General features: G+C 70.0%; 11 protein-coding genes. 7 read left to right on the forward strand and 4 right to left on the reverse strand.

Annotated elements, in window-relative coordinates:
- Window positions 1–25: 25 nt before the first annotated feature.
- Window positions 26–286 (reverse strand): hypothetical protein, encoded by a 261-nt coding sequence (locus B7X32_RS01300; protein WP_292714893.1) that lies wholly within the window; start codon window positions 284–286, stop codon window positions 26–28.
- Window positions 287–627: 341 nt separating this feature from the next.
- Window positions 628–1,773, reverse strand: a complete 1,146-nt coding sequence (locus B7X32_RS01305; RefSeq protein ID WP_292714921.1) for an acyl-CoA dehydrogenase family protein — start codon at window positions 1,771–1,773, stop codon at window positions 628–630.
- A 100-nt stretch (window positions 1,774–1,873) separates the two neighbouring features.
- Here B7X32_RS01305 and B7X32_RS01310 point away from each other — a divergent pair, with 100 nt between their 5' ends.
- Window positions 1,874–2,452, forward strand: coding sequence for a TetR/AcrR family transcriptional regulator (locus B7X32_RS01310; RefSeq protein WP_292714896.1), 579 nt, complete (start codon window positions 1,874–1,876; stop codon window positions 2,450–2,452).
- Between the two features lie 16 nt (window positions 2,453–2,468).
- Here the strand turns inward: B7X32_RS01310 and B7X32_RS01315 are convergent, their stop codons facing one another.
- Window positions 2,469–2,849 carry a metalloregulator ArsR/SmtB family transcription factor gene (locus B7X32_RS01315; RefSeq protein WP_292714898.1) on the reverse strand — a complete coding sequence of 127 codons (381 nt, stop codon included), beginning with the start codon at window positions 2,847–2,849 and terminating at the stop codon, window positions 2,469–2,471.
- Window positions 2,850–3,063: 214 nt separating this feature from the next.
- Between B7X32_RS01315 and B7X32_RS01320 the strand changes: the two genes are divergently transcribed.
- The 4 genes from B7X32_RS01320 to B7X32_RS01335 all read left to right on the forward strand — a co-directional run bounded on the left by B7X32_RS01320 (window position 3,064) and on the right by B7X32_RS01335 (window position 7,821).
- A complete protein-coding gene (locus B7X32_RS01320; protein ID WP_292714901.1) occupies window positions 3,064–4,809 on the forward strand; it encodes an ABC transporter permease subunit in 1,746 nt (581 codons plus the stop codon).
- A 90-nt stretch (window positions 4,810–4,899) separates the two neighbouring features.
- The gene (locus B7X32_RS01325) at window positions 4,900–6,267 is read left to right on the forward strand and encodes a nitrate/sulfonate/bicarbonate ABC transporter ATP-binding protein (RefSeq protein WP_292714904.1); all 1,368 of its coding nucleotides are present in this window, start codon (window positions 4,900–4,902) and stop codon (window positions 6,265–6,267) included.
- Between the two features lie 194 nt (window positions 6,268–6,461).
- The gene (locus B7X32_RS01330) at window positions 6,462–7,001 is read left to right on the forward strand and encodes a VOC family protein (protein WP_292714907.1); all 540 of its coding nucleotides are present in this window, start codon (window positions 6,462–6,464) and stop codon (window positions 6,999–7,001) included.
- Window positions 6,994–7,821: a MerR family transcriptional regulator gene (locus B7X32_RS01335; protein WP_292714910.1), complete on the forward strand. Its 828-nt coding sequence runs from the start codon at window positions 6,994–6,996 to the stop codon at window positions 7,819–7,821. The genes B7X32_RS01330 and B7X32_RS01335 overlap by 8 nt, the downstream gene beginning before the upstream one ends.
- A 124-nt stretch (window positions 7,822–7,945) precedes the next feature.
- Here the strand turns inward: B7X32_RS01335 and B7X32_RS01340 are convergent, their stop codons facing one another.
- Entirely contained in the window at window positions 7,946–8,560 is a 615-nt protein-coding gene (locus B7X32_RS01340; RefSeq protein WP_292714912.1) for a TetR family transcriptional regulator, read from the reverse strand.
- A 169-nt stretch (window positions 8,561–8,729) separates the two neighbouring features.
- Between B7X32_RS01340 and B7X32_RS01345 the strand changes: the two genes are divergently transcribed.
- Window positions 8,730–10,202, forward strand: coding sequence for an APC family permease (locus tag B7X32_RS01345; RefSeq protein ID WP_292714915.1), 1,473 nt, complete (start codon window positions 8,730–8,732; stop codon window positions 10,200–10,202).
- The coding region (locus B7X32_RS01350) for a P1 family peptidase (protein ID WP_292714918.1) at window positions 10,199–11,212 on the forward strand (1,014 nt) is incomplete at its 3' end. The genes B7X32_RS01345 and B7X32_RS01350, both read left to right, overlap by 4 nt.

An 11,212-nucleotide genomic window follows, 5' to 3' on the forward strand; every position in this document is an offset into this window, starting at 1 on the left:
GTGAGAGGACAGGACGGTGCCGGGCTCAGCCGTACACGATGCGGCGCAGCTGCCGCTCGGAGAGCTCCGGGGCCGCGACGCGACGGCCGCGCAGCTCCGCGGCGATGACCGCGAAGGCCTCCGCGTTGCGCGTGCCGTAGAGCTGGAGCTCGGCGTGGCGACGGCGCACGAAGGCTTCGACGGGCTCGTCGTACCAGGCGAGGACGTCGTCGACGACTCGCGCGGCCACGCTCGCCGGCAGACCGGTGGACGCCGCGATCCGGTGGATCAGGTCATCGTCGGTCATGAGTCGAGTATGCGGATCCAGGATCTCCAATGACAAGAATCTGCCCGATTTCGGGCAGATTCTGGATTGTGGGGTCGTTGAGCGAGGACGACGGAGTCGACCGAAACGCGGTGATCCGGGGGTGCCGCGTTTCGTCTCGGTCGCTGCGCGTCCTCGCTCAATGACCCTGGGGGAAGGCGCGCTCGCTCAGCGACCCTGGGGAAGGCGCGCTCGCTCTGCGTCCCCGGGGAAGGCGCGCTCGCCCTGCGTCCCCGGGGGAAGGCGTGCTCGCTCAGCGATCCCGGGGAAGGCGCGCTCGCTCTGCGTCCCCGGGGAAGGCGGGCTCGCTCAGTGGTCCCGGATCACAGTCCGAGGCTGCGCGCGATCAGCATGAGCTGCACCTCGGTCGTGCCCTCGCCGACCTCGAGGATCTTCGAGTCGCGGTAGTGCCGGGCGACGCGGTACTCGTTCATGAAGCCGTTGCCGCCGAACACCTGGGTGGCGTCGCGCGCGTTGTCCATCGCGGCATCGCTCGCGGTGAGCTTGGCGATCGCCGCCTCCTGCTTGAAGGGCTTGCCCGCGAGCATGAGCGCGGCCGCGTGGTAGTAAGCGCGGCGGGCGACCTGCGCGCGCGCCTCCATGCGGGCGATCTTGAACGCGATGGCCTGATGCCCGCCGATGTGGGTGCCGAACGCCTGGCGCTCCTTCGCGTAGCGGACCGCGTCGTCGACGCAGCCCTGCGCGGCGCCGACCGCGAGGGCCGCGATCGCGATGCGCCCCTCGTCCAGGATCCGCAGGAAGTTCGCGTAGCCGCGCCCGCGCTCGCCGAGGAGGTTCCCCTCCGGCACGCGCACGTCGTCGAAGGACAGTCCGTGCGTGTCCGAGGCGTTCCAGCCGACCTTGTCGTAGGGAGGGGCGACGACGAAGCCCGGGGTGCCGGACGGCACGATGATCGTCGAGATCTCCTTGCCGCGCTCGGTCTCGCCCGTGACGGCGGTGACGGTCACAAAGGCGGTGATGTCGGTGCCGGAGTTGGTGATGAACTGCTTCGAGCCGTTGATGACCCACTCACCACCGTCGAGGCGCGCGGTCGTGCGCGTGCGGCCGGCGTCGCTGCCCGCATCGGGCTCGGTGAGGCCGAAGCCTCCGAGCTGCGTGCCCGCGGCGAGCGAGGGCAGCCAGCGCTGCTTCTGCTCCTCGGTGCCGAACCGGAAGATCGGCATGGCCCCGAGCGAGACGCCGGCCTCGAGCGTGATGGCGACGCTCTGGTCGACCTTCGCCAGCTCCTCGAGGGCGAGGCAGAGCGCGAAGTAGTCGCCGCCCATGCCGCCGTACTCCTCCGGGAAGGGCAGGCCGAACAGGCCCAGCTCCGCCATGCCCGCGACCACCTCGTAGGGGAAGCTGTGCTCGCGGTCGTGCTGCGCGGAGACAGGGGCGACCACCTGCTCCGCGAAATCGCGGACCGTCGCGGACAGCTCGCGGTACTCCTCCGGCAGTTCGGACGGGATCGTCTCGGACACGCAGATCAGCTCCTCAGTGAACGATCGGTAACTGAAATAGATGTTAGCGCGCGTTCACTCGACTGTCCAGGATCGCTATCCTTACGGGATGACCACCGCGAGGGCGCAGGGGAAGGCACGGACGAGGCAGCTCTTCCTCGACGCCGCCGCCCGGCTCTTCGCCGATCGCGGGTTCCACGCGGTCTCGATCGGCGAGCTCGGCACCGCGGTCGGGGTCAGCGGGCCGGCCCTGTACCGGCACTTCCCGAGCAAGGACGCGATGCTCGAGGAGATCCTGATCGGCACCAGCGAATTCCTGCTGCAGGGCGGATCCGAGATCGTCGCGGCGCCGCACTCCTCGGATCTGGACGTGCTGGACGACCTCATCGACTTCCATCTCACCTTCGCGCTCGCGCACCGCGACATCATCCGCGTGCAGGACCGCGAGCTGGGCACGCTGCCGAAGGCTCCGAACCGTCAGGTGCGCAAGCTCCAGAGGCAGTACCTGGACCTGTGGGCCGAGGTCGTCGGACGGCTGCGCCCCGAGATCGCGCCGGCCGACCTCCAGGTCGCGATGCATGCGGTGTTCGGACTGCTGAACTCCACGGCGCACAGCACCGAGAAGCTCGCCTCGGCCGATGAGCGCGGAATCCTCTCCGGCGCCGCGCGGCGCGTGCTGATCGGCTGAGGGGTCGGGAGCGGGGTCAGCCCGCGGACTGGAACCGGGGCCTTCGGGGAGGGCGGCGCTCATCCGGGGCGAGGGCGATCGTGCCGTCGGCGGCGATGTGCTCGAACATGGCCTGCACGAGCGTCACGATGTGCGGATCGTCCACACGGTACAGCTGTCGCCTGCCTTCGCGGCGCGAGGACACGACCCCGGCGGCGCGCAGCTTGGCAAGCTGCTGACTGGTCGCGGGGATGCTCGATCCGGTGCGCTCGGAGAGCGTCGTCACGTCGCTCTCCCCGCCGGCGAGCAGCCAGACGAGATGCAGTCGGCCGGGCACCGAGAGCAGGTCGAAGGTCCCCGCCGCGGCGGCGAGGCGCTCAGGGGTGGCGGGGATGCGGCCTTCGTCGAGCGTGCTCACGAGATCCTTCCTGCATTCATTTGCGCAACCGATTGAATGAGGATATCGTACTCGTGGCCCGGCGCACGGGCCGTCGACCGCGAGCCGAGGAGGTGATGACGGTGAGTCATCCTGCTGATCAATCCCGTCCCCTCTTCCTTCGCGCTCACCCGATGCGCCGCTGATTCCCTGACCGGCGGCTCGTTCGGGCGGCGCTCGTCTCATGGAGCCCGCCATGACGATCCTCCGTCCCTTCGCCGGCCACACCTCCGTCGGCGTGCGTTCGCGCACCCGTCTCATCGCCGACGCCGTCGTGCTGGTCGGCTTCGCCGTTCTGCTGTTCCTGCTGATCCGCCTCGCCGAGGGCGTGGGTGCGCCGTTCACCCCCGCGAACGCCGCGGCGAGCGTCTCCACCGACCCGGCGAACCTTCCCTACGACGCGCTGCGCTCGCTGCTGCGCATGTTCGTCGCGCTGCTGGCGTCCCTGCTGTTCACGTTCGTCTACGCGACGGCGGCGGCGCGATCGCGTCGCGCCGAGAAGATCCTCATCCCGCTGCTGGACATCCTGCAGTCGGTGCCGGTGCTCGCGTTCCTGTCCGTCACGCTGTCGATCTGGCTGGTCCTCTTCCCCGGATCCATGCTCGGGCTGGAATGCGCCTCGGTGTTCGCGATCTTCACGAGCCAGGCATGGAACATGACGTTCGCGTTCTACAGCTCGCTGACCACGCAACCCCGTGAACTCGACGAGGCCGCACGACTGCTGCGGCTCACGAAATGGCAGCGCTTCTGGAAGCTGGACGTCCCCAGCGGCATGATCCCGCTGGTCTGGAACGGGATGATGAGCTTCGGCGGCGGCTGGTTCTTCCTCGTCGCGTCCGAGGTGATCTCGGTCAACAACCACACCTACGCTCTTCCCGGCATCGGATCGTATGTCGCCGCCGCGACCGAGCAGCAGGACATCCCCGCGATCCTGCTCGCGATCGGCGTCATGGTGCTCATGGTGGTCGGCGTGAACACGCTGTTCTGGCGTCCGCTGACCGCGTGGGCGGAGAAGTTCCGCACCGGCGACACCTCGGCCGCCGTGCCGCAGCGCAGCATGACGCTCGCCGTGCTCCGGCACTCGGGCGTCCCTCGCTACCTCGGCATGGCCTTCCGCCCGGTGAGCCGCGGCCTCGACGCCCTGACCCGCCCGTTCGGACTCGCCGATCGCCCGTTGCGCGTGAACGCGGGCCGACGCCGCGCCGGCGACATCGTGTTCGGCGTCGTCGTGGGGCTCCTCATCGCCTGGGGCGCGATCGAGCTGTTGATCTACATCCAGGGATCCGTCGGGCTTGCGGAGTTCGCCACGGCGCTGCTGCTCGGCTTCGTCACCTTCGCGCGCGTGGTCGTGCTCGTGCTCGTCGCGACGCTCATCTGGGTGCCGATCGGCGTATGGATCGGGATGAACCCCAGGGTGACCCGGTTCGCACAGCCCGTGGTGCAGGTGCTCGCGAGCTTCCCCGCCAACTTCCTGTTCCCGTTCGTCACGCTGCTGCTGATCACGACGGGCATCAGCCTCGACATCGGCGGCATCTTCCTGATGGCGCTGGGCGCGCAGTGGTACATCCTGTTCAACGTGATCGCGGGCGCCTCGGCGATCCCGGCGGATCTGCGCGAGGCGTCGATGAACCTAGGCGTCTCGCGATGGCTCCGCTGGAAGCGGCTGATCCTGCCCGCGGTGTTCGCCTCGTGGGTGACCGGCGGGATCACCGCGGCCGGCGGCGCCTGGAACGCGTCGATCGTCTCGGAGGTGGTCGGCTACGGACACACCACCCTCACCGCGACCGGGCTCGGCGCCTACATCGCGAACGCCACCGCGGCGGGCGACTTCGCCCGCACGTTCGTCGGCGTGATCGTCATGACGCTGTTCGTGGTCGGCATCAACCGGCTGTTCTGGCGCCGCCTGTACCGGATCGCCGAGACCCGCTTCTCCCTGACCTGACCTCATCCCTGTTTCCTCACTCCTGTTCTCCTCACTCCTGTTCTCCTCACTCCTGTTCTCCTCACTCCTGATTCCTGAAGGAGGTGCCCCATGGCACTGAAGACCGCACGCACGCCCGTGACGCTGGAGACCGGCGCGCCGCTCATCGACATCGACCGCGTGACGACCTCGTTCCCCTCTGCCGACGGCACCACGCTCAACGTGCTCTCGGAGGTCTCGCTCACGCTGCGCAAGGGCGAGATCGTCGCCCTGCTCGGCAAATCCGGATCGGGCAAGTCGACCCTGCTGCGCACGATGGCGGGGCTCATCGCGCCGACGACGGGGGAGGTGCGCTACCGCGGCGAGCGGCTCGACGGCGCGAACCCGGGCGTCGGGATGGTGTTCCAGTCGTTCGCGCTCATGCCGTGGCTCACGGTGCAGGCCAACGTCGAGCTGGGGCTCGAGGCCCGCGGCGTGCCCGCGGCGGAGCGCACGGAGCGCGCGCTCGCCGCGATCGACGTGATCGGCCTGGACGGTTTCGAGTCGGCGTATCCCCGCGAGCTCTCCGGCGGCATGCGCCAGCGCGTGGGCTTCGCGCGCGCCCTGGTGCTGCGTCCGGACGCCCTGCTCATGGACGAGCCGTTCTCGGCGCTCGACGTGCTGACCGCGGAGAACCTCCGGGGCGAGATCATGTCGCTCTGGGCCCAGCCCGAGTTCCCGACCTCCGCCATCTGCATCGTCACGCACAACATCGAGGAGGCGGTGCTGCTCGCCGACCGGGTGGTCGTGCTGGGATCCAATCCCGGACACGTCAAGGGCGAGGTGCCGATCCTGCTGCCGCGGCCGCGCGATCGCCGCAGCCCGTCGTTCGAGTCGACGATCGACGCGCTCTACGCGATGCTCACCGACACGGAGCGGGTGCCGACGTCATCGGTGGTGCCCGCACCGACCCCGCTCAGCCACCCGCTGCCGGACATCACCGTGGGCGGGCTCGCCGGCCTCATCGAGATCGTGCACGCGCACAACGGGCAGACCGATCTGCCCGATCTCGCGGACGAGCTGTCGTTCGAAGTGGACGACCTGCTGCCGCTCGTGGACGCCGCGCAGCTGCTCGGGCTACTCGAGGTCGAGGGCGCGCAGGCGTTCCTCAGCGACGGAGGGCGGGAGTGGCTGACCGCCGACATCCAGTCCAGCAAGGAGCTGTTCGCAGCGCGGGCGGTGCAGAGCGCTCCGCTCATCCGGACGATCGTGAAGGCCCTGGAGAACAGCGACGACGGCGCGCTGCGCGACGACTTCTTCCTCGACCTGCTGCGGCGGGGCTACACGGCCGAGGACGCCCGCAGGCAGCTCGACATCGCGATCGACTGGGGGCGCTACGGGGAGCTGTACGACTACGACGCCGACACCGGGGAGCTCGTGCTCGGCGAACTCGCCGCCGAGGCGGAGCGGCACCTGGCGGCGGGGAGCGCGCCGGACTGAGCGTCGGGGTGACGTTCGCGCGACGGATGCACGACCCCGTCACGGATGCACGAGGAGAACGCAGGATCCGTCGTGCATCCGTGATCCGGTCGTGCATCCGTCGCGTGCGGCAGCCGGGCGACGGGGCCGTGGATCAGCCGCCCGTTCGGATCCGGGCTTGACCCTGACGTGACGTGAGGGGCGAGGCTGGCCTCATGAACGACTACTACGACGCCTTCGAGATCAGCCCTGTGCCTCCGCCGGGTCCGGACGCGGTGCCGCCGGAGCCGTACCGCGGCATCTACGGCATGCCCGCCTTCGTCACGGTCCCGACGACGGATCTGGACGCCTCCGTCGCGTTCTGGACCCGGGGTCTGGACTTCATCGAGCTGTTCCGCACACCGGGTCGCGTGGTGCACCTGCGCCGCTGGGCCTTCCAGGACGTGCTGCTCGTGCGGGCCGACGAGGTGCAGGAGGAGACGCCGGCGATGACCGTCGGTTTCTCCTGCGTGATGCAGCAGATCGAGCCGATCGCGGCGGCCTGTCGCGCGCTCGACCCCGACGCGGTGCAGGGGCCGACGGACACGTTCTGGAACACCCGGGACGTCGAGGTCGTGACGCCGGAGCGCGTGCGGGTCGTGTTCACCGCGGCCAAGCCCTATGTGCCGGAGAGTCAGGGAGCCCGGAATCTCGCGGCGATGGGCATCACCGGGCCGGTCGGCGCGGACGGCGGGCAGAATGAGGAGGATGACTGAACGCCGGATCCTCGACGCCCCGGGCGTGCGGATCGGCGACGGCCTGACCGTGGGCCGCGCCGCGGACGTGCTCGGCATCACGGTGCGCACCCTGCACCACTGGGACGAGATCGCGCTGGCCCGCCCGTCGCTCCGATCGACGGGCGGGTACCGCCTGTACACGACCCGCGACCTCGAGCGACTGCAGCGGATACTGCTCTACCGCGAGCTCGGGCTGGGGCTGGCCGCGATCCGCGCCCTGCTGGACGATCCGAGCGCCCAGGCGCCCGCGGAACTGCGACGGCAGCGGGAACGGATCCGGGAGCGCATCGCCCGGCTCGCGCAGCTCGACACCGGGCTGGAGCGGATGATCGCCGCGCACGAGCGCGGGGTGCTGCTCACCCCCGAGCAGCAGGTCGCCGTGTTCGGCCCCGACTGGGACCCCTCCTGGATCGACGGCGCGCGAGCGCGCTGGGGGGCCACGCCGCAATGGGCGCAGTACGCGGAACGCTCGGCCGAGCGTTCCGCCGAGGAGTGGAAGGCGATCGCCGACGCCACGGCGGACTTCGAGCAGGCGCTCGGTGCGGCCTTCGACGCCGGCCTCGGGCCAGGGGACGCCGCCGCGGATCGCCTCGTCGATCGCCATCGCGCGGTGTTCTCGTCCTACTTCCCGCTCAGCCGGTCGATGCAGGTCTGCATGGTGCGGATGTACGCCGCGGATCCGGGCTTCGCTGCGCACTACGACGGGATCCGACCCGGACTGGCCGCCTGGTTCCGCACGATCGTCGATGCGAACGCCCGCGCGCACGGCATCGATCCCGACGCCGCCGCCTGGGAGTAGGGACGACCGCCCGAGGATCGCCCCGGCCTGGCGCAGCACCGAGAAGCCCGCCCCGGCCGATGAGCGCGGAATGCTCTCCGGGCCGCGCGGCGCGTCCTGATCGGAGGCTGATCCGGCTCGCGGCTCAGCTCCGCAGGGAGAGTTCGGCGCAGCCGGTCACGATGCGGGCGTAGCCGAGGAGCAGTTCGCGCGCGCGTCGCGGACCCGCCGAGCCGTTGCCGCTGATGATGTGCATCTCGTAGGCGTCTTCGAGCGCGACGAAGTTCTGCGCGAGGTCGATGATGGGGCCTGCCAGGTGGAAGTGCCCCTGGGCGACGCCGAGTTGCAGCGCCGAGAAGTAGAGAGCGACCTGGCGGTCGTACAGCGCCTGCAGCAGCGAGGCCATGTTCGGGCTGCCCCTGCGGAACAGGTCGACGTCGTGCATCGCGATGACCAGCGCATCGTGCTGGCTCTGCGGCACGCCGGCATCGATCATCGCGGCGAGCTGATCACGCGCGTCCTCGATGTCGGCGAGGGCCTGCAGTCGCGTGGTGTAGAACCGCTCGCACGCCCAGCTGTAGACGTCGCTGATCAGCTGGTCGAGGTCGTTGAAGTGGTAGTGCACCGTACCGGTGGAGACCCCCGCGCGCTCGGCGACGTCCTGGATGCGCAGATTCGCGATCCCGCGATCGCGGATCGCGTCGAGCGTCGCCAGGATCAGCTGGTCGCGACGCTCCGCTGTCTTCTTCGCGCTTGCCATGCGCCCATCCTCTCAGGGCGGGCGGTCCGCTGTCGGATCCGACCGGATTCGGCCCCAAATGTTTCGAGTTTGATTCGTCAGTCAGAATATTGCATTGATTCGTTGACTTAACAGGGCGCGTGCTTTTGACTGGGCAATCAAATATCCATACCCGACGAAAGGCTCGAGGATGAGCGACGGATTGCAGGAAGAGCTCGGCGAGGCCGCCGGCGCGCGGGGGGCGAAAGCTCCGGGGATCATCCCCGAGGCGGGGAAGTACCCACAGCAGCTGTCGCGTGGGCTGACCTTCAAGGAGAACATCCTGATCACGCTCTCGGCCGTGACGCCCGCGTCGAGCGTCTTCATCATCGTGCCCGCGATCATCAACGGCATCGGCGGGGCATCGGCGCTCGCCTTCCTCATCGGCGCGCTCGTCGGCGTGTTCGTCGCCTTCTGCTACGCCGAGCTCTCCAGCGCCTTCCCGATCACGGGCGGCGAGTACGCGTTCGTCGCGCGCACGCTCGGCAAGCCCTGGGGCTTCGGGCTGTTCCTGCTGAACCTGGTCAGCGGCGTGCTGATCATCGGCGTGATCGCCTCGGGCGCGGGGCAGTACCTCGGAGTGCTCTCCGAGGCGCTCGGGGGCGGGTGGGTGGGGATCGTCGTGATCCTGGTGACCACCGTGATCGCCTGCCTCGGCATCAAGACCAACGCGTGGGTCACCGGCATCTTCCTGATCCTCGAGATCGGCGCGCTGGTCGTGCTCACGGTGGTGGGCTTCCTGCACGTGAGCCAGCCGATCTCCACGCTGTGGACGGTCGCGACGAGCGGTCCGGGAGGCGTGCTCGTGAGCGCGTCCGCCGGCCTCGTGGTCTCGTACACGGCCACGGCCCTGTTCGCGTTCAACGGCTACGGCGCCGCGGTCTACTACGCCGAGGAGACCAAGAACGCCCGCTCCACGATCGGCCGCGCGATCCTGTGGTCGCTGCTGATCGCCGTGGTCGCGGAGATCGTCCCCACGATCGCCGTGCTGCTGGGCTCGAAGGACCTCGCGGCGCTCGTCGCGTCGCCCTCGCCGATGACGCTGTTCCTCACCGAGCGCGCGGGGCCCGTCGTCAACACCCTGGTCAGCGTGGGGATCGCCGTCGCCGTGATCAACGCGGTGCTCGCGATCATCCTGCAGTTCGGCCGGACCCTGTTCTCCTCGGCGCGGGATCGCTCGTGGCCCGACGCGATCAACCGCCCCCTGGGGCGGATCCACCCGACGCTGCGCACCCCCGTGGTCGCGACGATCATCGTCGGGGTGATCGCCGCGCTCTGCCTCTGGCTCGTGCCGTTCAACGTCCTGCTCGTCGCGACGAGCGCCGGCATCGTCATCCTCTACGCCCTGGTCGGCCTCGCCGCGTTCGTGGGACGGATCAACCACACCACCGACGCCGCCGAGTACCGGATGCCGATGTGGCCCGCGGCGCCGATCCTGATGACGCTCGCGACGCTCGTGATCCTGGTGATGAGCCTGATCGCCGACTGGGTCCCCGTCGCGGTCGCGGTCGGGATCTTCGCCGTCGGTCTGCTCTACTACGCGCTCTACCTGCGCGGGAAGCCGGATCGCTGGACGCTCCCGCTGCCCGCGGACGAGGAGCTCGAGGACGAGGTGCGCGGATGAGCCGGGCACGCGCGCACGATCTCGGACTGGTGCGCGGAGGGACCCCAGGCCCGCACAATGCGATCACCGATGTGCCGGGCGTCGAAGTCGGGTACACCACTCTCATCGAGGACGGCGGGGCGGCCGTCGTCCGCACCGGCGTCACCGCGATCCTGCCGCGAGGCCGCGCCGGCGCCGGAACCCCCGTCGCCGCCGGGGTGCATGCGCTGAACGGCAACGGGGAGATGACCGGATCCGTGTGGATCGCCGAGTCGGGGAGCCTCGGCACCCCGGTGCTCATCACCAACACCCATTCCGTCGGCGCCGCGCACGAGGGCGCGATCCGCTGGATGCTCGACGTGGTCCCCGGGGCAGCGGATCAATGGCTCCTCCCGGTCGTGGCGGAGACGTGGGACGGCCGGTTGAACGACATCAACGGCCTGCACGTGCGCCCCGAGCACGCCGTCGGCGCACTGGACGCCGCCCGGACGGGGCCCGTCGACGAGGGCGCCGTCGGCGGCGGCACCGGGATGATCTGCTACGGGTTCAAGGGCGGATCCGGGACCGCGTCGAGACGGGTCGTGCTGGGCGACGCCGAGTACACGGTCGGCGTGTTCCTGCAGGCGAACTTCGGCGAGATGTCGGAGCTGACGGTGCGCGGAGAGCACGTCGGGCCTGCGCTCAAGGCCGAGTCCGCGACGGAGGCGAACGCGGCGGCGGCACCTGCCGCGGCGGGTCCGGCGATGCCGCCGCAGGGAGCGGGCAGCGTGATCGTGGTCGTGGCGACGGACGCGCCGCTGCTGCCCGGACAGTGCACGGCGATGGCGCGGAGAGTCTCGCTGGGCCTCGCGCGCACGGGGACCGCGGGATCCCACTTCTCGGGCGACATCTTCCTCGCCTTCTCGACCGCGAACGCGGGTGCCCTCGCCAGCCGCTTCCCCGCCCCTACCGGCTCAGCGCCCGCTCCTGCAGCAGCTCCTGCACCCGCTCGACCGGAAGACCGCGCACGCTCTGCCGATGTCCGGCGGTGT

It is taken from the genome of Microbacterium sp. 13-71-7 (genome assembly GCF_002257455.1).
In the GTDB taxonomy this organism is placed as follows: domain Bacteria; phylum Actinomycetota; class Actinomycetes; order Actinomycetales; family Microbacteriaceae; genus Microbacterium.